20 protein-coding genes and 1 other RNA gene are annotated in these 22,355 nt (G+C 43.1%); 11 read left to right on the forward strand and 10 right to left on the reverse strand.

Going from position 1 to position 22,355, the window contains the following annotated elements; genetic code table 11:
- Positions 1–10: 10 nt before the first annotated feature.
- The 3 genes from trpA to folC are packed head-to-tail and all read left to right on the forward strand — an operon-like array spanning position 11 to position 3,023.
- The gene (gene trpA, locus B2248_RS00200) at positions 11–832 is read left to right on the forward strand and encodes a tryptophan synthase subunit alpha (protein WP_007145471.1); all 822 of its coding nucleotides are present in this window, start codon (positions 11–13) and stop codon (positions 830–832) included.
- Positions 833–851: 19 nt separating this feature from the next.
- On the forward strand, positions 852–1,709 hold the full coding sequence (accD, locus tag B2248_RS00205) for an acetyl-CoA carboxylase, carboxyltransferase subunit beta (protein WP_007145470.1): 858 nt from the start codon (positions 852–854) through the stop codon (positions 1,707–1,709).
- A 6-nt stretch (positions 1,710–1,715) separates the two neighbouring features.
- Positions 1,716–3,023 (forward strand): bifunctional tetrahydrofolate synthase/dihydrofolate synthase, encoded by a 1,308-nt coding sequence (gene folC / locus B2248_RS00210; RefSeq protein ID WP_273181839.1) that lies wholly within the window; start codon positions 1,716–1,718, stop codon positions 3,021–3,023.
- On the opposite strand, the gene B2248_RS00215 is transcribed toward folC, so the two are convergent.
- From B2248_RS00215 to trmB, 3 genes are all read right to left on the reverse strand, one after another.
- Positions 3,024–4,817 (reverse strand): AMP-dependent synthetase/ligase, encoded by a 1,794-nt coding sequence (locus tag B2248_RS00215; RefSeq protein ID WP_273181838.1) that lies wholly within the window; start codon positions 4,815–4,817, stop codon positions 3,024–3,026.
- Between the two features lie 12 nt (positions 4,818–4,829).
- Positions 4,830–6,062 carry an OmpP1/FadL family transporter gene (locus B2248_RS00220; RefSeq protein WP_273181836.1) on the reverse strand — a complete coding sequence of 411 codons (1,233 nt, stop codon included), beginning with the start codon at positions 6,060–6,062 and terminating at the stop codon, positions 4,830–4,832.
- An 84-nt stretch (positions 6,063–6,146) separates the two neighbouring features.
- Positions 6,147–6,836, reverse strand: a complete 690-nt coding sequence (gene trmB, locus B2248_RS00225; protein ID WP_273181834.1) for a tRNA (guanosine(46)-N7)-methyltransferase TrmB — start codon at positions 6,834–6,836, stop codon at positions 6,147–6,149.
- A gap of 341 nt (positions 6,837–7,177) precedes the next feature.
- On the opposite strand from trmB, the gene edd reads away from it, so the two are divergent.
- On the forward strand, positions 7,178–9,001 hold the full coding sequence (gene edd / locus B2248_RS00230) for a phosphogluconate dehydratase (RefSeq protein ID WP_273181832.1): 1,824 nt from the start codon (positions 7,178–7,180) through the stop codon (positions 8,999–9,001).
- A gap of 21 nt (positions 9,002–9,022) precedes the next feature.
- Positions 9,023–9,655, forward strand: coding sequence for a bifunctional 4-hydroxy-2-oxoglutarate aldolase/2-dehydro-3-deoxy-phosphogluconate aldolase (locus B2248_RS00235; protein WP_040576239.1), 633 nt, complete (start codon positions 9,023–9,025; stop codon positions 9,653–9,655).
- A 49-nt stretch (positions 9,656–9,704) separates the two neighbouring features.
- Here B2248_RS00235 and B2248_RS00240 read toward each other — a convergent pair whose 3' ends face one another.
- The 4 genes from B2248_RS00240 to B2248_RS00255 form a co-directional block, all read right to left on the reverse strand.
- Complete coding sequence (locus B2248_RS00240; protein WP_273181829.1) at positions 9,705–10,454, reverse strand: DNA-binding domain-containing protein; 750 nt, start codon at positions 10,452–10,454, stop codon at positions 9,705–9,707.
- A complete protein-coding gene (locus B2248_RS00245) occupies positions 10,447–11,295 on the reverse strand; it encodes a DUF692 domain-containing protein (protein WP_273181827.1) in 849 nt (282 codons plus the stop codon). The genes B2248_RS00240 and B2248_RS00245 overlap by 8 nt, the downstream gene beginning before the upstream one ends.
- A 62-nt stretch (positions 11,296–11,357) precedes the next feature.
- The gene (locus B2248_RS00250) at positions 11,358–12,110 is read right to left on the reverse strand and encodes a hypothetical protein (protein ID WP_273181826.1); all 753 of its coding nucleotides are present in this window, start codon (positions 12,108–12,110) and stop codon (positions 11,358–11,360) included.
- A gap of 17 nt (positions 12,111–12,127) precedes the next feature.
- Complete coding sequence (locus B2248_RS00255; RefSeq protein WP_273181825.1) at positions 12,128–12,469, reverse strand: rhodanese-like domain-containing protein; 342 nt, start codon at positions 12,467–12,469, stop codon at positions 12,128–12,130.
- A gap of 261 nt (positions 12,470–12,730) precedes the next feature.
- Between B2248_RS00255 and B2248_RS00260 the strand changes: the two genes are divergently transcribed.
- Both B2248_RS00260 and B2248_RS00265 read left to right on the forward strand, forming a co-directional pair.
- Entirely contained in the window at positions 12,731–13,711 is a 981-nt protein-coding gene (locus B2248_RS00260) for an ABC transporter permease (protein WP_007145459.1), read from the forward strand.
- The gene (locus tag B2248_RS00265) at positions 13,704–14,525 is read left to right on the forward strand and encodes a ferritin-like domain-containing protein (RefSeq protein WP_273181823.1); all 822 of its coding nucleotides are present in this window, start codon (positions 13,704–13,706) and stop codon (positions 14,523–14,525) included. Before B2248_RS00260 ends, B2248_RS00265 begins: the two co-directional genes overlap by 8 nt.
- On the opposite strand, the gene B2248_RS00270 is transcribed toward B2248_RS00265, so the two are convergent.
- The 3 genes from B2248_RS00270 to B2248_RS00280 are packed head-to-tail and all read right to left on the reverse strand — an operon-like array spanning position 14,526 to position 16,654.
- The gene (locus B2248_RS00270; protein WP_007145457.1) at positions 14,526–14,837 is read right to left on the reverse strand and encodes an RnfH family protein; all 312 of its coding nucleotides are present in this window, start codon (positions 14,835–14,837) and stop codon (positions 14,526–14,528) included. It abuts the gene before it with no gap.
- The gene (locus tag B2248_RS00275) at positions 14,824–15,264 is read right to left on the reverse strand and encodes a type II toxin-antitoxin system RatA family toxin (protein ID WP_007145456.1); all 441 of its coding nucleotides are present in this window, start codon (positions 15,262–15,264) and stop codon (positions 14,824–14,826) included. The genes B2248_RS00270 and B2248_RS00275 overlap by 14 nt, the downstream gene beginning before the upstream one ends.
- 22 nt (positions 15,265–15,286) lie before the next feature.
- Positions 15,287–16,654 (reverse strand): sodium-dependent transporter, encoded by a 1,368-nt coding sequence (locus B2248_RS00280; RefSeq protein ID WP_273181821.1) that lies wholly within the window; start codon positions 16,652–16,654, stop codon positions 15,287–15,289.
- A gap of 129 nt (positions 16,655–16,783) precedes the next feature.
- On the opposite strand from B2248_RS00280, the gene smpB reads away from it, so the two are divergent.
- From smpB to B2248_RS00300, 4 genes are all read left to right on the forward strand, one after another.
- Positions 16,784–17,263: an SsrA-binding protein SmpB gene (gene smpB, locus B2248_RS00285; RefSeq protein WP_007145454.1), complete on the forward strand. Its 480-nt coding sequence runs from the start codon at positions 16,784–16,786 to the stop codon at positions 17,261–17,263.
- A 55-nt stretch (positions 17,264–17,318) separates the two neighbouring features.
- Positions 17,319–17,679, forward strand: a transfer-messenger RNA (tmRNA) gene (gene ssrA, locus B2248_RS00290).
- A 238-nt stretch (positions 17,680–17,917) separates the two neighbouring features.
- Positions 17,918–18,214, forward strand: a complete 297-nt coding sequence (locus B2248_RS00295) for a hypothetical protein (RefSeq protein ID WP_273181819.1) — start codon at positions 17,918–17,920, stop codon at positions 18,212–18,214.
- Positions 18,215–18,604: 390 nt separating this feature from the next.
- The gene (locus B2248_RS00300) at positions 18,605–22,351 is read left to right on the forward strand and encodes an EAL domain-containing protein (RefSeq protein WP_273181817.1); all 3,747 of its coding nucleotides are present in this window, start codon (positions 18,605–18,607) and stop codon (positions 22,349–22,351) included.
- Positions 22,352–22,355 lie beyond the last annotated feature (4 nt).

Here is a 22,355-nt window from a genome sequence, read left to right on the forward strand (position 1 = left end):
GGAAGTAACAATGAGTCGTATAAGTCAGTGTTTTAAAAAACTGAAAGCAGATGGACAGACAGCTCTGATTCCCTATGTCACAGCGGGTGATCCTGAGCCTTGGGTAACTGTGCCATTATTACACGCACTCGTCGATGCTGGTGCTGATATTATTGAATTGGGTATTCCTTTTTCGGATCCAATGAGTGATGGCCCGGTTATTCAAAAAGCCTGTGAACGGGCATTAAAGAATGACGTGAGTGTGAAGTCTGTCTTAGAGATGGTGAAGAAGTTTCGTGAGAAAAATTCTGAAACACCCATCGTGTTAATGGGCTACGCCAACCCAATAGAAGCCATTGGCTATCCCACCTTTGCCAAATTAGCCAAAGAAGCGGGTGTTGATGGTGTTTTAACCGTTGATGTACCGCCTGAAGAATCAGATGATTTCCGTCAGATCATGGATGAGCATGAAATCGATACGATTTACCTCGTTGCACCAACCACATCCAACGAACGTATGTCGATGATTGCCAGTTATGCTCGAGGATTCATTTATTATGTTTCCATAAAAGGGGTAACAGGATCTGCTTCACTTGATGTTACGGAAGTAAACAACAAACTGGCATTATTGAGAGAAAGAACAGATTTACCGTTAGGTGTAGGCTTTGGTATTCGAGATGGTAAGTCGGCTGCAGCAGTGGCTGAAATTGCTGATGCCGTTGTTGTCGGAAGTACACTCGTGAAGTGTATTGAAGAACATGCCCAACGACTTGAAGAGTTACCTGCTGCGGTAGCTGGCTTAGTAGCCGAAATGCGACACGCTATTAATGCGCGTGATTTAGCAAAAGCATAAATATAACGAAGGTGACAAGATGAGCTGGTTTGAAAGATTACTTCCCTCAAAAATTCGCACGACAGTACGCAGCCGTTCAGTGCCCGAAGGTGTCTGGTGCAAGTGTCCAAGTTGTGACAATGTGCTTTATCGTGCTGAGCTTGAACGTAACCTGATGGTTTGTCCTAAGTGCGATCATCACCAACGCATCAATGCCAGAACACGCCTGGAGAGTTTTTTGGATGAGGGTGATCGTAAAGAAATTGCTACTGAAGTAAAGCCGGTCGATACCCTTAAATTCAAAGATAGTAAGCGCTATAAAGATCGTCTCACCCAAGCACAGCGTTCAACAGGTGAAAATGATGCTTTACTAGCAATGCAGGGTAGAGTGAATGGTCTGCCATTAGTTGCTGTGAGTTTTGATTTTAACTTTATGGCTGGTTCAATGGGATCTGTCGTGGGTGAAAAATTTGTTCGCGCTGCCAAAGTCGCTCTGAAAAATAATATTCCATTGGTCTGTTTTTCTGCCAGTGGTGGTGCGCGTATGCAGGAAGGCTTGTTATCTTTAATGCAAATGGCAAAAACCAGTGCCATCCTGACTCAGCTAAGTAATGCGGGTATCCCGTTTGTATCGGTGATGACTGATCCGACCATGGGTGGTGTTTCTGCAAGTTTAGCGATGCTGGGTGATATCAATGTGGCTGAACCTAATGCCTTGATTGGTTTTGCTGGTCCCCGTGTTATTGAACAAACGGTCCGTGAAACATTACCGGAAGGTTTTCAACGTGCTGAGTTCCTGCTTGAACATGGCGCGATCGATATGATTATTGACCGTCGTCAAATGCGAGATAGATTATCTAATATTCTCAGCATGCTTCAGCATCGTGCTATAGCCTAGCACTGTATGCGGTTTAGCACATTGCCACAATGGTTGGAGTGGCAAGAAAAGTTACACTTTACTGAAATTGATCCCGGTCTGACACGTATTGGTCAGGTATGGGAAAAAATGCAAGGGCAGAAACAACTACCATTCAAGGTAGTGACGATTGCCGGCACCAATGGTAAAGGGTCATCGGTGGCCATGACCAGCAGCATCCTTAGGGCTGCTGGTTATCGGACGGGTACGTATACATCCCCACATTTACTCGCTTATAACGAACGCATTGCCATCAATGGCATCCCATGTTCGGACCAGCAAATTTGCGCCTCATTTGCCAGAATAGATGATGCACGCGGTGATATTTCACTGACCTATTTTGAGTTTGCTACTTTAGCCGCCGCTGATATTTTCCGTCAGCAAGAAATTGATATAGCTGTCTTGGAAGTTGGAATGGGCGGGCGTTTAGATGCGGTCAATCTATTCGACGCTGATGTTGCACTTATTACCCCCATTGGCTTAGACCATACAGCTTGGTTAGGTGATACACGAGAAAAAATTGCCTATGAAAAAGCGGGCATTATTCGAGCTCGAACGCCAGTTGTTTGTTCTGAGTCTGAACCACCTCATACCTTGATTGATTATGCAAACTCACTAAAAGCACCTTTATACAAGGCTGGTATGGCTTATCGCTATTCACCGCTAACAGCAGATACATGGTCATGGCAGTCAACTGACAAAGAGGCAATGGTGCTTCCGTATCCAGCCTTAGTTGGTGATTATCAGCTTCAGAATGCCGCAGCCGTCATTCAGGTTTGTTATCTGTTACGCGAGCAAGGTATGTTGATTGATGATTCTGCCATTAGCGATGGACTGAAGAACGTTGTTCTGGCAGGACGTTTTCAAGAAATCAGACACGAAGACATCACCATAATTTTAGATGTTACCCATAATCAGCAGGGTGCAGAAAACCTTCAGCGCTTGTTATCAGAGCGAAATAGTACAGGTAACACCTATGCTGTTTTAGCCATGTTAAAAGACAAAGATTGTCAGGCGGTGACGCAGATTCTGCAAAAGGACATCGCTCATTGGTTCTTTGCAGGACTGGATGGTAGCCGTGGTATGGATGCTCAGTCTATAGCTGCTAAAACGATGCAAGATGCCGAGCAGGAAAACTTCAGCTGTCACACCACCGTAATTGAGGCTTATGAACAAGCCTTATTACATGTGCAAGCGGGTGACAGGGTTCTTGTGTTCGGTTCATTTCATACTGTCGAAGCGGTGATGAGAGTTTTACCTGAGTTCCAAAACAGACTCACAATGACAGCTGACTAATCAGTCTTGATAAAACCCGGCAATGATGTGCTGATTTGATTCAATAATCTTGGCGCGTTTTATTTTCATTGTTGGAGTAAGCATGCCATTCTCGATCGTCCAAGGCGATAAACTCAGGTTAACCCGACGAATTTTGGCGTAGGCAGGAAAGTCGTGCAATAAACGTCTGAACTGTTGGATAACATGCTGCTGTAAGGATTTATCCTGCAGACTATGTTTATTCATCGCATCCAGCTTTAGCTTTTGCGCTAGCACAAGCCATTGTTCAGCATTCAACACAATCAGGGCAGACAGGAAGGGTTTACCTTCTCCTACAATCAAGGCTTGCTCAAACAGTTCATCGCTGGTGATCGCCATCTCCATATCGGCAGGCGAAACCTTTTCACCGTTACTCAAAACCAGAATATCTTTAATGCGTCCGGTAATGAAAATATGTCCACTGTCAGATATCTCAGCTTGATCACCAGTGTGAAGCCAACCATCAGAGTCGATGGTTTTTGCCGTGGCTTTATGATTATTCCAATAGCCCAGCATATTGCCAGGGCTCTGCACTAATAATTCTGAATTTTCGGCGATCTTTACTTTAACAGTGGGGATAGGGTGACCAACACTGTATGGTTGATTATCGCCAAGTGTATTCACACTAATAACCGGGCTTGTTTCAGTTAAACCATATCCTTGTAACAGATTGATGCCCATGCCAATAAATAGCTCGGCAACATGGTGTGGAATAGCTGCTCCTCCCGTAACGGCGACTCTCAGTTGCCCACCAAATAATGCCTGTACGTTCTTTGCCACTAATTTATCCAATACAGGCATAAGAAGGAAAATAGGTGACCAATGACGGCGTTGTTGATTGTAGAGGAAATATGACCAACCGATTTTATGTGTCAGCAGGAATAAAAAACGTTTATACCAAGGCTGTGATGACACATTTGTATGTAATCGTTGATAAATACGTTCGAATATTCGAGGCACAGCAATTAAGGCTGACGGTTGTAATTGTTGAATATCATTTGCTAATTGAGGAATGCCTCTGGAGAAAGCGACTTTCGATCCTGTCATCATTGGCAAATAATAGCCTGCGGTTCGTTCTAGGGTATGAGACAAAGGTAGGAAGGAGAGAAATAAGTCATTAGATTGAATTTTAAAATGTTTAAGTGAGGCACTGGCCACCGATAGAATATTATGGTGACTTAGCATGACTCCCTTGGGTTTCCCCGTCGTGCCAGACGTATAAATGATAGTTGCAAGCTGATCTGTCTCTGTTTGCCAGTCAAGCAGCGGATAGATGATGTCTTTTTTTAACCACTCATCCAAATACATTGCAGGTGCATCAAGCGTTAACTTGTCAGCACTTTTAATAATGACACGTTTAAGCTGATGATCCTCTGAAAGAGAAGGCTTTAGACGATTCCACTGATGGTGGTTTTGTAACAGCAAAAATCTGACATCAGCATCCTGCAATATAAAAGCAAGACTGTCAGGCCGATCATCGGGGTAGAGCGGTACGGTGATCAGTCCCAGACTTAACGCCGCTTGATCAAAAAATACCCATTCAGGACAATTTTTCAGGTTTAAGGCGACACGATCACCAGGAGATAAACCTTCAGCTTTTAAAGCCTGTTGCCAGTATGCTATCTGCTGAGCAGCATCTGACCAACTTATCGTTTGCCACTGTTGAGTTTGTTCACAGTAATTAATATAGGCCGGTGAGTCAGGCGTTTTATTGAGTCTTTCCCTGAATAAGCCATATAAGGTCTGAGCGGCACTGGCTGAAATGTAATCTGTCATATCTTTGGACATTTACATTAACCAACGAAGTTGAACTCCCAACAAGTCAACACTGACATCGTAATCACCATTAAGACTATTGGTTCCGTCAGATTCTTTTATTGAAGGATTATTGGCAAATAAATGTGCATAACCAGCATCAATAATCAGATTGTCGGAATAGTTATATGTGGCACCGATAGCAATCCATTTTCTGTCGATATCAGGTATTCTGGCTGTTCTTCGCTTTATACCTGGCACAGCTGTTTCGTCATAAGCAATCCCAGATCGGAATTGCCATTTATCGTTATAACGGTAATTCACCCCCAAGCCATAACGCATACTGTTTTCCCAGTCTTCTGGTTTTGTACTGGTGAAAGTACCCCCATCAGATTCAATGGCGAGCTCCTGGAAACGGCTCCATCTTGTCATAGTGGCATCAGCCAGAACCGACCATTTCGAATTAATCTGATGATGAATAGCCAATGAAATGGTCTCAGGTAAATCCACATCACCATGTATATTCTCATCGGCCAGAACACTACCATTGACGGCTGTTAGAGTGCCATCACCTTTGAGTGTGTGTGAAATTTTGGAACGATAAGCCAGGGCCAATCGAGTATCTGGCGTAGCTTGATACATCATTCCCAGGTTGTAGCCATAGCCCCAGTCATCGGCTTCCAGTTTCACTTTGCCGTCAGATGTACCTAGATTTGTCATTTGAACTAATGTCAGATCGATATATTCAGCACTAACACCAAAGCCAATAGATAATTTATCTGTTGGCTTGTAAGCAATGCTGGGATTGAAGTTAATGGTTTTAAGATCAGATTTGACTGCAAAATATCGACCTACCCATTTTTCATTATATTCAGTCACCAGACCAAAAGGGGCGGTAATCCCAAAACCTATAGCCACTTTGTCATTAAGAGGTTTAGCGTAATAAAAGTTGGGTACAACAGCATTTTTTGCAGCATCGCCGCCTTCGCCGCCATTCGATGGTGATGATGTACCGTCATTATTAAACTCTGAGTTTGGCGCAATGTAGTTAAGTGCCAAATCCATTTCTGCCTGTTTTAGATACATCAAACCCGCTGGGTTGAAATAAATGGTACTGGCATCTTCTGCAGATGCTGCACTCCCAGCAAAGGCTCTACCGAGTCCCGTCACACTTTGCTCAATAATCGCAAAGCCTGCACCAAAGCTGGTACTGCTCATTGTGCCGAGTAATAAAAAAGTCGGAGCCTTGAGGATATTTAATTTCATAGTCAATCACTTGCAGCGGTTTTTTGAACAAGAAGATAAAGTATCCTAAGCGCTTAAGGCGTGCAAGCTTTTCTCAATCACAGATTAGACTCGTTTAAATACTAAATCCCAAACACCATGACCGAGCCTATGTCCACGCTGTTCAAATTTCGTCAGCGGGCGATAACTTGGGCGTTCGATATAGGTATTATCAGGACTGGTATTGTGAAAGCGAGCATTGGAAGAAACGTCGGCGAGCATTTGTTCAGCATAATCCTGCCAATCTGTAGCTAAATGAAGATGTCCGCCATGCGTTAGTTTATCAGCCAGCACATTGACGAATTCAGGTTGGATAATGCGTCGTTTATTATGACGTTTTTTATGCCATGGATCAGGGAAGTAGATTTGAACACGTGCCAGAACCTGGTTTTTAATGCGATGTTTAATAAGCTGTACGGCATCTGTGCATGCCACTCTGACATTCGTTAGTTGTTCGTCATCAATGGCTTTAAGAAGCTGGCCTACACCTGGACGATGTACTTCGATGCCAATATAGTCTTGGTCAGGCTGATTTTTTGCCATTTCAATCAGCGAGGCACCATTACCAAAGCCGATTTCTATAATTTTTGGTGCTTCGCGACCAAATAATGCGTTGAGATCAGACAAATCTGTATCATCATCGATACCAAAGACGGGCCAGTGATTGTCCAGAGCACGTTGTTGACCAGGCGTCAGTCTGCCTTCACGGCGAACAAAACTGCGGATTTGGCGCAGGGTTTTTGTTTCAGTTGTCATAGATCGTATCGGTAAAAATTTAAAGGCGGATATGATACCTGAAGCGCTAAGGGATAACACGGCAAGCAAAATTTTTTATACCCAGACAATCTGATTGAAATGACAATGTGATGCATATCACAACCAATGTTTACGCCTGATTACGTTGTATGGATGTTGAAAAACGATAAATAGACCTCTTTTTTCTCAAGCATTGACAGTGTAAGTTTTTGATAACAGCGTGCTAAAAATGACTATTAGCGTTATAATATTTGGTCTTTACGAAGAATCTTAAGGGTACTCCGAGCCCCGCAATTATCTTTGCATATAATCAGGCAAAGCATTTAAGAGAGAAGGAAAGTATGGTTCATCCAGTTTTAGAAGCCGTCACCAATGACGTAATCGAGAGAAGCAAAAAAACACGGGAAATCTATCTCGGCCGTATTGATGAGGCGATGCAAAAAGGCCCACATCGTGCTGTATTGGGCTGCGGCAATTTAGCTCATGGATTTGCTGCCTGTTCCATGTCAGAAAAAGCGGACTTGGCAGGAGATAAAAAAGCCAATATCGCGATTATTTCTTCATACAACGACATGTTATCGGCGCATGAGCCGTTTAAAGATTTCCCTGCAATCATCAAGAAAGCTGCAACCGAAGCCGGTGGTGTCGCTCAGTTTGCTGGTGGTGTTCCTGCCATGTGTGATGGTATTACACAGGGCCAGCCAGGTATGGAACTATCGCTTTTCAGCCGTGACGTCATTGCGATGGCAACCGCGATTGGCCTCAGCCACAATATGTTCGATGCCGCTATGTATCTGGGCGTTTGTGACAAAATTGTTCCGGGTTTATTAATTGGTGCATTGAGTTTTGGTCACTTACCGGCTGTTTTCGTACCGGCAGGACCTATGCCGAGCGGTTTGCCTAACAAAGAGAAAGTCCGTATTCGTCAGCTCTACGCTGAAGGTAAAGTTGGTCGTGAAGAGTTATTAAAAGCAGAGTCTGAGTCTTATCATAGCCCAGGTACATGTACTTTCTACGGTACAGCAAACAGTAACCAAATGATGGTTGAAATGATGGGCTTACACCTGCCTGGTAGCTCCTTCATTAATCCAAACACACCACTGCGTGATGCCTTAACAAAACGTGCGACTGAACAAGCACTAAAATTTACCGCGTTAGGCGATGACTATCGTCCAATCGGTCATCTGATCGATGAGAAAGCGATTTTGAACGCCCTGGTCGGTTTATTAGCCACAGGTGGTTCAACTAACCACACTATCCATCTGATTGCGATTGCACGTGCGGCGGGTATTATCATTAACTGGGATGACTTTGACCGTCTGTCAAAAATTATTCCATTAGTGACACGTATTTATCCTAATGGTACGGCTGATGTGAATCACTTCCAGGCTGCCGGCGGTATGGGCGTATTAATTGGTGAACTGTCTAAAAATGGCTTAATGCATACAGATATCATTACCATCGGTGATGAAAAAGGTATGGAACAGTACACTAAAGAGCCGACACTAAAAGAAGGCACACTGACTTGGGAAGAAGGACCAGAAGCTTCTCTGGATACCGATGTTATCGGTAGTATTTCAGCACCTTTTGCAACAAGCGGCGGTTTACACTTAATCAAAGGTAATCTTGGCCGTGGTATGTCTAAGATTTCAGCCGTTGATCCGAAACATCAGGTTGTTGAAGCACCTGCAATGGTCTTTGATCATCAGGATGATGTTGTTGAGGCTTTCAAACGTGGCGAAATGAACAAAGACGTGATTGTTGTTTTGCGTTTTCAGGGACCAAAATCAAACGGTATGCCTGAGTTGCACAAACTGACACCACCATTAGGCGTATTACAGGATAAAGGCTTTAAAGTAGCGCTTGTTACTGACGGCCGTATGTCTGGTGCCTCTGGTAAAGTGCCTTCAGCTATCCACCTCTGTCCTGAATGTGCGGATGGCAGCATCCTGACCAAAGTTCGCGATGGCGATATGATTCGTCTTGATACACAGCGTGGCGAATTAAATGTGTTAGTTGATGAAGAAGAACTGAACTCACGTATGGCTTGTGTATTGGCAAATACTGAACATCATTATGGTATGGGCCGTGAACTGTTTGACAGTTTCCGCCAAGGCGTTTCATCAGCAGAAACGGGTGCCATCAACATGTTTAATGTCGAATAATTATTTGGAATAAATTAATCAATGTCTAAAACAATTCAAGAGATCATGAAAGTATCACCGATTGTACCGGTGATGGTTATCAATAATGTTGAGCATGCTGTCCCCTTAGCTAAAGCCTTGGTTAAAGGTGGTTTAAAAGTTCTTGAAATTACGCTGAGAACAGATGCAGCACTTGAATCTATCCGTCGCATTAAAGCTGAAGTACCTGATGCTATCGTTGGTGCTGGCACTATCATCAATATTGAAACATTAAATGCGGCGATTGATGCTGGCGCCGAGTTTATAGTCAGCCCTGGCACCACTGAAAAATTGATTGATGCGGCATTAAAAACCGGTGTTCCTTTATTACCGGGTGTTGCAGATCCAAGCCAAGCAATGGCTTTGCTTGAAAAAGGCATCACAGCTATGAAATTCTTCCCTGCTGAAGCAGCGGGTGGGGTGCCAATGCTGAAATCAATTGGTGCGCCGATTCCACAAATCACCTTCTGCCCAACAGGCGGTGTTAACCAGAAAAATGTGAAGGACTATTACAGTCTGTCTAATGTGGGATGTGTCGGTGGTTCATGGATGTGTGCTGCAGATTTAGTCGATGCTGAAAACTGGGATGAGATTACCCGTCTTTCTGCTGAGGCGATTGAATTAGCGACTGCTTAAACGCCATTCGCATCTAGAATAAAAAGGCCGGGAATATTCCCGGCCTTTTTTATGCCTGTCTTAACAGCAAAATGCCTTTAGCTAACCAATCCGTTATTAAATCTCTGGCCCCATTTGTTATCAACTGACGGTCAAGTTGCGGCATCGCTTCTGCTACAGAATTTATAACGGAATCGACATTCTCACCTGCCGTGATGCGTTCGAACAGATGTGCACTTAGGCCATTGAGCTCAATAAATTTCACTTCATCAGCTTGATTACGGTATACCAAAAGAAAGTGGGGCGTTTCAGACGCCGATGTTGGTTGAAAGTCATGACTGATCTGATGTACTGGGAAATCAAAACTCAATAACCAGGCGAGCGGAGAATCGTGATAAGACAATGTCAGTAGATCACAGGCTTCGTTAATCTCACTGCTTTGCCATTCATCCTCAGCAATACTCAGAGCCAATTCAACCCACTCATAATGAGCAAGTTCATGTAAAAAAGGCATAGCCTTATCAACATCATGTTGCTGGTGTAAATAATCAATAAATTCTTTTGACACATCAACAAAGCGGGGGGATTGGCAAAAATGATCTTTCATGAACGATCTGACCAGATTTAACCAGTCATTTTGAGTCATCAGTTGCCGTATAACAGGAAAAGCACTCGATAAGGTATTGTTGATATTATTAAAAAATAAGTCGCGGTAAATCGCCATCCGGCGGCTTTCCAGTTGATCGGGAATAGCCTGATGTTCCGGATCACGGATATAGGCGGCGAACTGATATTGTGTTTGCTGAAAATGATTAGCCATGAGCTGCATGCATGTTTTGCGGCTGCTGTTGATATTGTTTAATAACAGCCATTTCATCTAATAAATGAGATAGAGAAGGGATATTAAAATCACGCTCAAGCAGCGTTGGGATAACACCATGTGTTTGATAGGTGTGACTAAGTAGTAGCCAGACAGGATCAATAATATCGGCACCGTGAGTGTCGACAATCAAATCTTCAGCTTCATTGTAGTGACCGGCGATATGTAAATAAGCAATACGGTCAGTTGGCATTGCACTGATAAATGCTTCTGCATCATAACCATGATTAATGCTGTTCACGTAGACATTATTCACATCCAGCAATAAGTCACAGTCCGCTTCTTCTAAAATCTGACGAGTGAAATCGATTTCCGAAATTTCCTGTCCCGGAGCCGCATAGTAAGACACATTCTCGAGAATCAGTTTGCGTTCAAGAATATCCTGTACCTGTTTAATGCGATCTGCGACATAACGAACAGATTCGTCAGTGAACGGAATCGGCATTAAATCATAGAGATGTCCATTATCACTACAAAAGCTTAAATGTTCGCTATAGCTGACGATTTGATGCTTATCAAAAAACTGCTTTAACCGTTTTAGAAAGTCGATATCTAATGGTGCAGGACTACCGATAGACAATGATAAGCCATGACATAACATAGGAAAGCGTTCGCATGCGGCCGTGAATTGCTTGGCGTACTTACCACCCATTCCCATCCAGTTCTCTGGAGCCACCTCCATGAAATCGATATCATGATTGGCCGACTTTAACAGCTCATCGATAAATTGTCGGCGAAGTCCAAGGCCTGTTCCTGTGACCGGACATGATGGAAGCGCCATATTATTCTCCTGCAGAATGTTGTCTTAACAAAGACGAGCTCATGCTGCGATTGTTACAGCCTTTAGTCTAAATTAATCTCAAACATCGTTCTGTCTACGCCGACATTACCTGTCTTGGTATCAATGACATAGAGAATCGCTTTGTAATGACCACTCTCTTTCAATTGGGTTTTTGCAGAGAAGATACCAATCGGTCCGGTAAAACTAAGTGGGATTTCCTCAATTTTTTTCTCATCTTGCATCAAGATAGCTTTTGCCTCGTAGTTTTTAGGATCCCACAAACCGTTTTTCTTAATTGGACAGCCGCATAACAGTGATGCGTCCAGATAAAACTCTACTACACCACCTTGTAAAACCTGGGTCCAGCCATCGGCAATAAACCCTGGCATTTTTATACTAATGCCGTCACCGAGCAGATCTTTGCCAGGAATTATCCAGGTCGTGATGCTTGCCTCTTGCAGGGACTGACGATAGGCATAGGGCCCAAGCACAGTGATTTTAATCAAACGTGGTGTATCAATATCTACTGTCGCCAGATAACCCGCCGTGTTTCTATCGCTTAATACATCACCGCGATGAATGGGATTTTTGATCAAACGATCAGTATCGCCTGTGCCACCATTAATCCAACCTTCATCAAGTAACTGATCTGTTTCCGCATCTTTTACCATCACCCGAACACCGCCCACACTGGTGCCGATATACTTGGCATCATTAGCCATTGCTCTAATCATAATTTGCGTTGTCTCTGCATACGAAAGTGAAGGTATGAGAGTAGATGCGAGCAGTAGTAGCGTGTATTTACAGAGGTTCATCGGTATATTCCTGTAATTTAAATCTGCTGCCAGGCGTCATAACCACCGGCAATCGAGTAAACCTGTTGATAGCCCATTAGCTGTAATGTCTGAGCTGCTAAAGCAGCACGACCACCAGTTTTACAATAGACAATAACAGGATCTTCGACATTAGCGAGTGACGGGTGAGATGCGAGTGAAAACTCTAACATCCCTCTGGGAATATGAATGGCCCCAGAGATATGGCCAGCATCAAATTCCGCGGGTTCTCTGACATCTATCACGGTAGCATCATCAAGCATTGATGCAGCCTGATCACAACTGATTTCATTAATTTCACTCTTAGCCTTTTTGACTAAATCCATTGCTGTTAAGCTCATCGTGACCTCGTTAGCTGTTTATGATGATCGTCGCTACACGATAACAAAATTTGTGTATTAGTAAATGCTAATTTTGAAAAGCGTTTAAAACCGCATTCAGATAAGCATTTGAAACGCTGAGTAACAAAATGCTTTAAAGTGAACCTGCAAAGATGTAATAGCTCTTTCTCAATGAGTATCTTAGCGTCATAATGTAAGACAGATAAACGCTGACTTGATAAATAAAGTCCTGCAAAACTTATGAAACAACCTGGTTAATCTATGTTTGCTTACATTGTCAGAAGGATTCTTTATGCATTCCCCATCTTGATTGGGGTTAATGCGCTGACCTTTGCTTTATTTTTTATGGTTAATACGCCTGATGATATGGCGCGTATGCACTTAGGGAATAAACATGTCACACAAGAAGCCGTCGACGTCTGGAAAGAAGAAAGAGGTTATGACAAAGCCTTACTCTGGAATAGTGAAGAGCCGGGCTTAAACAAGCTCACACACACTATTTTCTTTGATAAATCCTTAACTTTGTTTGCCTTTGAATTTGGTCAGGCAGACGATGGTCGCGATATTGGTGAAGATATACAAACACGCATGTGGCCGAGCCTAGCGATAGCGGTTCCGATTTTTATTATTGGCATACTAGCCAATATTACCTTTGCCATGTTGATGGTATTTTTTAGAGCGAGTTATCTCGATCTTAGTGGCGTTATTCTGTGCGTTATCCTGATGTCTATTTCGGGTCTGTTTTATATTATCGGCGGTCAGTTTCTAGTGGGTAAAATCATGCAACTGGTCCCGCTGTCCGGCTACGCACAAGGACTGGATGCCTTTAAGTTTATTATTCTGCCTGTTTTTATCGGCATCGTTTCTGGTATCGGTTCTGGCTCACGTTGGTATCGCACCTTATTTTTGGAAGAAGTCTCAAAAGACTATGTGCGCACAGCCCGGGCGAAAGGTTTATCAGAAGTCAGAGTCTTGTTTAAGCATGTGTTAAAGAATGCGATGATTCCTATACTGACCGGGGCAGTGGTTGTCTTACCTACCTTATTTATGGGCAGCCTGATCCTTGAATCCTTTTTTGGTATTCCCGGCTTAGGTAGCTACACTATTGATGCTATTCAAGCTCAAGACTTTGCGATTGTCCGGGCTATGGTATTTCTGGGCTCAGTTTTATACATTGTTGGTCTTGTCATGACCGATATTTCATACACCTTAGTGGATCCACGAGTCAGATTAGATGGTTGATAAGATTGATGTCCGTCAACAGGCTTTAAGCTGCTTGTTGATGAATGACCCGTGGCAAAAAGCACACGAAACCCGAGCACTCTACGAGCAGATTATGAAAGAAGGGTTTCATCTCAATCGTGAAGAGCTAGATGTACCCACTGTGCCAGGCAGACCAGACAAGCCAGACTTGGTGCCACCAAAAGCCTTACCCAGACGACGTAATAATCAGCAAACTGGCCATGCCACACTGATTCACGCTATCTGTCATATTGAGTTTAATGCGATTAATCTGGCACTGGATGCGACAGCCCGGTTTGCTGAGATGCCTAAGGCTTTTTACCAGGACTGGATGCAGGTCGCTTATGAAGAGGCGCATCATTTCCTGTTATTGGATGAGCATTTACAAACCATGGGGTTTCACTACGGTGACTTTCCTGCTCATGATGGGATGTGGGAAATGGCGCAAAAGACACATCATGATCCCTTAACAAGAATGGCGTTGGTGCCCAGAGTGTTGGAGGCGAGGGGACTGGATGTCACACCGTCGATGATGAATAAGTTGAAAAACTCAGGTGATATCAAAGCCTTTGATATTCTGACGTTGATTCTGCAAGAAGAAATAGGCCATGTGACGATCGGCACCCGTTGGTTTAACTATCTTTGTCAACAACGTGGCGTTGATCCTTTTGAGACATTTAAAACCTTACTGAATACCTATTTTAACGGGGAAATTCGCGGGCCATTCCATACTGAAGCCAGGTTGGATGCCGGGTTTACCGAGCAGGAAATGGATTTACTGGAATCTCAGGCGGTATATAAAAAAAGAGGCTGATTAATCAGCCTCTGCTTTTTTCTTTTTCTCCATCTCAGCTTTTTGGCGACGTGATTCTTTAGGATCAGCAATCAGCGGACGGTAGATTTCAATACGGTCTTTATTATTAAGCTCAGCATTGAGTTTGCACATTTTGCCAAAGATACCGACCTTATCGGTTTTTAAGTCAATTTGAGGAAAACGTTCGAGAATACCGGATCGTTTAATCGCATCTTCAACAAGACAATCTTTGGGTACTTCAAGAGGAATAATAACTTGTTCATTAGGTAGGGCATAAGCTACCTCAATATGGATTAAATCAGCGTTTTCCATAGATTTCCTGTGCGCGTTTACAAAATGCTTCCACTAATGAACCTGATATTTGAGTAAAGACAGGGCCCAGTGCCAAGTCTAATAAACGAGTTGAAAACTCGAAGTCCATATCCAGTTGAACACGGCAACCCTGATTGTCACCAATCGGTTTGAATTGCCAGTGGCCTTCAAGATGGCGAAAAGGGCCATCAATTAATTCGATGCGTATGGCATTGCCATGATCGAGGACATTTCGAGTAGAAAATTCATGATGAATACCGCCTTTGGCTATATCCAGAGAGGCGCAGATAACATCTTCATTTTTACTGATAATTCTGCTGTCGCGACACCAAGGCAAAAACCGTGGATAGGCTTCAACATCATTAACCAAATCAAACATTTGATCAGGTGTGTACATGACCAGAGAGCTTCGTGTGATGGTAGTCATTGAAATCCGGTTACGTCATTAATTAATTCAGAAGACCGATAAGATTGGCAAAAACAATCAAAATTGCAATCGGTGTAATAAAACGTACAAGTACTCGCCAAGTCGAATACAACAATCCATTGCCTAATCCCAGCTCATCCATAGAGCTATTTCGCTTCATTACCCAGCCTGCAAACAAGGCTATCAGTAATCCGCCCAAAGGCAACATAATATTCGCTGTGAGGTAGTCAAGCAACTCAAACATCGTTAATCCGAATAATCGCCATTCCCGACCAAGGTTAAATGAGAAAATCGTCAACAGGCCTAATAACCAGATGATGACACCTGAATACACACTCGCTCTTAACCGAGTCATGTTTTTATTCTCGACCAGCCAGACGACAATGGGCTCTACCAGAGAAATACCTGAACTCCAGGCAGCGAATAATAATAAGATGAAAAAGATACCACCAAAGAACTGGCCCCAAGGCATATGACCAAAGGCAATCGGCAGTGTGTCGAAAATCAAACCTGGTCCCGCCGTCGGTTCAAGCCCATTAGCAAATACCAGAGGGAAAATTGCCAAGCCAGCCAGCAAGGCGACCGTGGTATCCATAATGGAAATGGTCAGCGATACTTTGAAAATGGACGCCTTTTTAGGTAAGTAAGAGCCATACACCATAATCGCGCCCATACCTAAACTTAAGGTGAAAAAGGCATGACCCATCGCAGTCAATACGCCAGTATGCGTTAATTTAGAAAAATCGATGGCAAATAAAAACTGCACACTCTGATCAAAATATTGCCCAGTATTGTAACCATAGCCAACCAACATCAATATGATGATAAACAGGGCGGGCATAATAATGCGCACAGACTTTTCTAAACCATGCTGCACACCTCGCACCACAATGCCGACCGTCATCAGCATAAATATCGTATGCCAGGCTAATAAACGTTCCGGATCATTGACCAGGGCTTTATGGATACTAATTGCGCCATCAGCGGTGACCCCTTCAAATACACCAGAAAAAGCGCGCGGAATATACGCCATAGCCTGGCCGGCAATTACACTATAGTAGGAAAGAATCAAAAACCCCGTCAGCACACCCATGCCACCAAGCCATTGCCAATTTGTACTTCGGCCTTCTTCTTCGGCAATCGACTTCAAACTATTGATGGGATTTTGTCGGCCTCGACGACCGATGAGAATTTCAGCCATCATCAGCGGAACCCCGATAATGGCAATACACAGCAGATACACTAGAACAAAGGCACCACCACCATTTTCACCCGTGATGTAGGGGAATTTCCAGATATTTCCCAGACCAACAGCCGATCCTGTTGCTGCAAGAATAAATGCCCAGCGAGATGTCCACTCGCCGTGAATCGACTTTGTAGGTCTAGCCATTCGGTCGCCTCAAAAAAGTAAATTCACTCGATTGTACCCAAAACTTTTATCTTTCAACAAACCGCACTCATTTTAGTTTCGTGAATGATAAATAATGAAGCCGCTGTTTAAACACTCTATAATATGCACATGGCAGCGAAAAAGAATAAAAAGAAAGTAGGCGAAAACACCATCGCAGTGAACCGTAAGGCACGGCATGAATTTTTCATCGAAGATAAATTTGAAGCAGGACTGGTTCTCGAAGGGTGGGAAGTGAAAAGCCTGCGTGATGGAAAAGTGCAGCTCAACGAAAGCTATGTCCACGTTCGCAATGGTGAAGCCTGGTTAGCCAACGCACTTATTACTGCGTTAAAAACCGCATCCACACATATCAAACCAGAGCCACAACGTGACCGTAAGTTACTGCTGCATAGAGCAGAATTACACAAACTGATCGGTGCAGTTGAGCGTAAAGGTTACACGCTGATTCCATTAAATATGTACTGGAAAAAAGGCATGGCCAAGATTGAAATTGCGCTGGCCAAAGGTAAACAACTTCACGATAAACGCGCAACTGAAAAAGATCGCGACTGGAATCGTGACAAAGCCAGAATTCTGAAAGCAAGATAAGTTTTCACTGGTTGAAAAACGCCTAATCCGATACAATATAAAAGTTCAACACTTTGGGGGCGACCTGGCTTCGACGGGGATTACAAAACCTAAGGTGCATGCCGAGTACTTCAGTTCTCTCGTAAAAAAGACTGGAAATAAATTAGTTGCTAACGATAACAACTACGCACTAGCTGCTTAATAACCAGTGAATGCCGTTCGACCAGATCCGTGCTTGTGCGTCTGGTATCGGGCGTCGACTCTCACAAGATCGTCTCGAGGTATGCTTGGTACTAAGAGATTAAAACTTTACAAGATCGCTACTTGTTTTCCCTGTTCATCGGGTAGCAGGTAGTTAAATTAATAGATGAAATAAGCATGTAGATCCGAAGGCGGAGGATCTGCGGACGCGGGTTCGATTCCCGCCGCCTCCACCAAACATAAATGACCACCCTCGGGTGGTTTTTTTGTGCCTAACGATCTGGAAAGTAGGTTGGGTAGAGCTATAGCGAACCCCAACATTTGAAATTATGAGTGATATTGTTTTGTTAGGTTTGATGCTTCAACCCAACCTTGTATCTCTCCAGGAATATCTGTTTAGCTCAACTTTTTGCTGAGGGATTTAGTTGAAGTGTTTATAGTCTGGTTATATCAATATCGTTTGAGGTGATAACCATGAAAAAATTAGCGCTAGCTTGTCTAATGTTCGTTAGTGTTTTTGCTCATGCCGACGAGCTAACAAAAGAAGAAACCTGTGAGGGCTGGGCAAATAAAGCCGAGCAGTTTATGGAGGTTCGGCAAAACAATGTGCCTATCCATGAAGCGATGAAGATGACGGTGGGCAATTTTTCTCGTGGATTGATGTTGCGTGCTTATAATGAACCGGTTGCTGAAAATGAGGGTGAAAAGCAAGCTGTTATCGATCATTTTGCTGAACTAATTGAAGATGAGTGTTTGAAAAACGCTCAGTAAAAAGGTCGCATCAGGCTGGATTCACCGCCCAGCAAATAGTTTTAAGTTCTTACTATTGAGTTACACCAGTTAATGTTTATCGAGCTTAATGTTCTATTTTGCTTGCTGACATTTGTTTTCAGCCATGCACGCAGGCGATAAATAGGCAAATAAATACTTTTTTATTTTCATTTGCTTATAAATAGTTTTTACTAGAGAAGACGTATTATTTGTAAGTCTAAATAGTTGTGCAGAAGTTATGGTCTTTGTTCTGTACTTTTTTATTTGATTATCAATGTCATCTTTTATCGGGCAAAACTAAACATCTTTAATAAGGTTGTGTAGACTGGCTTTACAAAAGATTCACACCCCAACGCGTGCATACAAGGGGACTCAAAAAGACAATGCTCAATGCAGATTAGAGAAAAACTCAGTTTAATCGTCATCGTCAGTATTCTATTGACTTCTATACCCGCCGCTATTTGGGTAAGTGCTTATTCAAAAGAAAAGCTTCTTAACCGAGAGGTGAATAATCTACTGGCTGTGACTCAGAATCAGGTCGATATCACTTCTCAGAAGCTCAGTTATGCAGAACCTAAATTAAAAGGCTTAGCCCGTTTACTACAAAGTGAATTAGATAAACCGGTTACAAAGGAAGAAATAGACAAGTTCTATCAAACAATAGAGCTGAATAGTGACGGGGTTTGGCGTAATAAGAAAGACCAGTTTGATGGTCAGGTCAATGCCGGGATTTTCATTCCTGACTCAGCTGATTTAACAGATAAACAGAAAGTGATGCATTTACGCATCAAGCAGGTGATGGATGTTTTTGGCTCATCTGCTAATCGTGTATTTGAAAATGTGTGGTATCTGTCACCTGATTTACGCAGTGAAGTTATTTTTGATTCTCATTATCCTCAATTTATATTTACTCAGCAGGCTGACAATGATTACACGCAAACGCCTTGGGTGAGCTTAACTTCTCCTTCTGAAAATCCCGACAAGCAATATACCTTTACACCGCCTTTATTTGATCCTGTTAATCAGGTTTGGATGGTAAGTGCCTTATACCCGCTTTATGTCAATGGAAAGTGGGTCGGGTCGCTTGGTGAGGATATGCAATTAAGCAATGTGCTGGGCTTTACCTTCAATGAGCAACAACTTTACCCAGATACACAGCATTTCCTGTTGGATAAGCAAGGGAATTTCATTCTTGCAGGCCATTGGCAGGCAGAGCTTGAGTCAGGTGATGAAAAACAAGTGACAGATTTTCTCGATAAAGAGAATGCGCTTAAAGTCATGTTAAAACAGCCTGTTAAAGATAGTCCACAGATTGCGGCAAGAGATATTATCGTAAATGGAGAAAAGTATATTGTCATCTCTATGTCGGTGGTTCCGGTTGATTGGCGCTACTTTAAACTCATTCCGATAGATGATTTGATCGAACCCGTTAATCGTTTATTAGCGATTCTGATAGCCGTATTATTTGCGGTCACTATTTTCTCTGGTTGGTTGATTACCGTTGCCGTCAATAAGAATGTGATTTCACGTATCACACGCTTGACCAGAGAAATGACACGTTTTGAGTCTGGTCAAAAAGTGGCGTTGACAGCTGAGCTAAAAGGGAATGATGAAATTACCACTGCAGCCAGAGCGTTCGACTCTATGGCCGAACGAATCGATTCCTACCTAAACCGTATCGCTGAAAGCAAAAAGTCATTAGCCGAGAGTGAAAGTCGCTGGAAGTTAGCACTAGAATCTACAGGTGATGGTGTCTGGGATATTAATCTTGAAACGGGTACAGCCAGCTATTCTGAGCGTTGGAAAAAGATGCTGGGATATACAAACGATAGTTTTCCTGACTTATTGGTTGAAGGGTCGGAATACATTCATCCGCAGGATAGGGAGCAGGCCAGACTGCGTTTCAGAGGGTATATTTCAGGTGAGTATGCCAATTACCAAGATGAATTCCGAATGCTGTGTGGCGATGGCTCATGGAAGTGGATTATGGCTCGCGGCATGATCATCAAGCGTGATAGAAATTTACAACCTTTACGTATGATTGGCACCAGCACTGATATTTCCTACTTCAAGAAAATTCAGGATGAGTTACGCACAAATACAGCCAAACTCAGAGAATTACTAGAATATAGCCCGATTGCTGTTCGAATTGTTACCAATACCACCAAAAAAATTGTCTTTGCGAATAAACGTTATGCGGAGCTGGTTAATCAGGATAAAGACAAATTAAACGATCTCAATCCCTTTGCCTTTTACGTTGATCCTACAGTGGTGAAAACCTATTTAAATCATATCGCTGAAGGTAAAACCATCTATAACCAACTGACAGAGCTTAATATCTACGGAGAAGGAACAAAATGGACACTCGCTTCCTACTTGCCAATTAAATATGGTGGTGAGGAATGCAATATCGGTTGGTTCTACGATATTACTGATCGTCTAAAAAACGAGGAAGCACTGCGTTTACATGCCAGCGTATTTGATGATGCCTGGGAAGGTATTCTGATTACTGACAAAGATAACCGTATTATTAGCGTGAACCGCGCATTCAGTGAGATCACTGGATACACACAGGAAGAATTAATCGGTGAAGATCCTAAAATTCTTGCTTCTGGTCGACAGGGCGCAGAGTTTTATGAAGAAATGTGGGAATGCATCCATACCGAAGGGCGTTGGCGTGGTGAAATATGGAACCGGAAGAAAAATGGGGAATTTTTTGCTGAAATCTTGACCGTAAGCGCAATAGAAAATGATGAGGGCGAGATTACCAATTATCTTGGGCTGTTTGTTGATATTACGGAGATTAAAAAAACAGAGCATCTGTTAGTCAATATGGCCCATTATGATGCCCTGACACAGCTCGCTAATCGAACACTACTTTCAGATAGGCTCGAGCAAGCTATCGCCATTGCTAAACGAAGTGAAAAATTGCTGGCGGTATGTTTTCTGGATCTGGATGGGTTCAAACCTGTCAACGATGAATTCGGTCACGAAATTGGCGATAAACTGTTGATTGCCGTGGCTGAAAGACTAGCCCAAGTTACTCGCTCCGGGGATACAGCTGCCAGAATGGGGGGCGATGAGTTTGTTGTACTTATCAGTAACATAAACAATATCGATGAGCTGGACCCCATTCTTACAAGACTCAGCCAGAAGATTGCTGAGCCGATCAAGATTAACCATCGTAAACATCACGTCACAGCCAGTATCGGCGTGGCTATATATCCCTTAGATAATGTGGACGGTGATACCTTGATTCGTCATGCGGATTTGGCCATGTATGAAGCTAAACAGGCGGGGAGGGATGGCTATCATATCTTTGATGCTAAGCTGGATCAGCAGATGCATGAATACCATTCCCAACTGGAGCGATTACATCTGGCATTGATTGGTGAAGAGTTCAGGCTTTATTATCAGCCAAAAGTGGACCTTCGCCATAACCGTGTTGTAGGTGTAGAAGCCCTTATCCGTTGGCAACACCCTGAAAGAGGTTTATTGGGTGCCATGGAATTTTTGCCTATTATTGAAGATCATGAGTTCAGTATTGAGTTAGGCGACTGGGTATTAAAAACGGCGTCCAACCAATTACAAACATGGCATGAAAACAATTTGCACATTCAAGTCAGTATCAATGTATCGGCCAGACAAATTCAGCATGATGCCTTCTTAAACAAACTCGAATCATTATTGAAGCAATACAAGACTATAGCGGCAGATGATATCGAGCTGGAGATTCTGGAAACCTCGGCACTGGAAACGGTTCAGACAGCGCAGGTTGTGGCGGCCGCAAGTAGTTATTTGGGAGTACCGTTTGCTCTGGATGACTTTGGCACCGGTTATTCTTCGTTGTCGTATCTGAGAAAACTACCAGTCAGAACCTTAAAAATTGACCAGAGCTTTATCCGGGATATGCTGGGTAATGAAGAAGACATGGCGATTGTGAAAGGGGTGATTGAGCTAGCTCAAGTCTTTAAACGCAATATCATCGCCGAAGGTGTTGAAACTGAAGCGCATTTTAAACCGCTGATGGATATGGGCTGTGATATTGCGCAAGGTTACGCTATTGCTAAGCCCATGCCAGCAGACGAAGTGCTTGAGTGGGTAAAACACTATGAAAATGCGCACAGGAAGAACTAAGTTT

Origin of the sequence: Methylophaga sp. UBA2012 (genome assembly GCF_002335235.1) — a bacterium.
GTDB lineage: Bacteria > Pseudomonadota > Gammaproteobacteria > Nitrosococcales > Methylophagaceae > Methylophaga > Methylophaga thalassica.

Bases quoted from the DNA above. Each gene is read 5' to 3' on its own strand.
- B2248_RS00250 (WP_273181826.1), bottom strand. From the start codon at position 12,110: ATGAACCTCTGTAAATACACGCTACTACTGCTCGCATCTACTCTCATA.
- B2248_RS00280 (WP_273181821.1), bottom strand. From the start codon at position 16,654: ATGGCTAGACCTACAAAGTCGATTCACGGCGAGTGGACATCTCGCTGG.
- B2248_RS00275 (WP_007145456.1), bottom strand. From the start codon at position 15,264: ATGACTACCATCACACGAAGCTCTCTGGTCATGTACACACCTGATCAA.
- trpA (WP_007145471.1), top strand. From the start codon at position 11: ATGAGTCGTATAAGTCAGTGTTTTAAAAAACTGAAAGCAGATGGACAG.
- B2248_RS00260 (WP_007145459.1), top strand. From the start codon at position 12,731: ATGTTTGCTTACATTGTCAGAAGGATTCTTTATGCATTCCCCATCTTG.
- B2248_RS00295 (WP_273181819.1), top strand. From the start codon at position 17,918: ATGAAAAAATTAGCGCTAGCTTGTCTAATGTTCGTTAGTGTTTTTGCT.
- accD (WP_007145470.1), top strand. From the start codon at position 852: ATGAGCTGGTTTGAAAGATTACTTCCCTCAAAAATTCGCACGACAGTA.
- B2248_RS00270 (WP_007145457.1), bottom strand. From the start codon at position 14,837: ATGGAAAACGCTGATTTAATCCATATTGAGGTAGCTTATGCCCTACCT.
- B2248_RS00245 (WP_273181827.1), bottom strand. From the start codon at position 11,295: ATGGCGCTTCCATCATGTCCGGTCACAGGAACAGGCCTTGGACTTCGC.
- B2248_RS00215 (WP_273181838.1), bottom strand. From the start codon at position 4,817: ATGACAGATTACATTTCAGCCAGTGCCGCTCAGACCTTATATGGCTTA.
- B2248_RS00255 (WP_273181825.1), bottom strand. From the start codon at position 12,469: ATGAGCTTAACAGCAATGGATTTAGTCAAAAAGGCTAAGAGTGAAATT.
- B2248_RS00240 (WP_273181829.1), bottom strand. From the start codon at position 10,454: ATGGCTAATCATTTTCAGCAAACACAATATCAGTTCGCCGCCTATATC.
- folC (WP_273181839.1), top strand. From the start codon at position 1,716: ATGCGGTTTAGCACATTGCCACAATGGTTGGAGTGGCAAGAAAAGTTA.
- B2248_RS00220 (WP_273181836.1), bottom strand. From the start codon at position 6,062: ATGAAATTAAATATCCTCAAGGCTCCGACTTTTTTATTACTCGGCACA.
- trmB (WP_273181834.1), bottom strand. From the start codon at position 6,836: ATGACAACTGAAACAAAAACCCTGCGCCAAATCCGCAGTTTTGTTCGC.
- B2248_RS00265 (WP_273181823.1), top strand. From the start codon at position 13,704: ATGGTTGATAAGATTGATGTCCGTCAACAGGCTTTAAGCTGCTTGTTG.
- B2248_RS00235 (WP_040576239.1), top strand. From the start codon at position 9,023: ATGTCTAAAACAATTCAAGAGATCATGAAAGTATCACCGATTGTACCG.
- B2248_RS00300 (WP_273181817.1), top strand. From the start codon at position 18,605: ATGCAGATTAGAGAAAAACTCAGTTTAATCGTCATCGTCAGTATTCTA.
- smpB (WP_007145454.1), top strand. From the start codon at position 16,784: ATGGCAGCGAAAAAGAATAAAAAGAAAGTAGGCGAAAACACCATCGCA.
- edd (WP_273181832.1), top strand. From the start codon at position 7,178: ATGGTTCATCCAGTTTTAGAAGCCGTCACCAATGACGTAATCGAGAGA.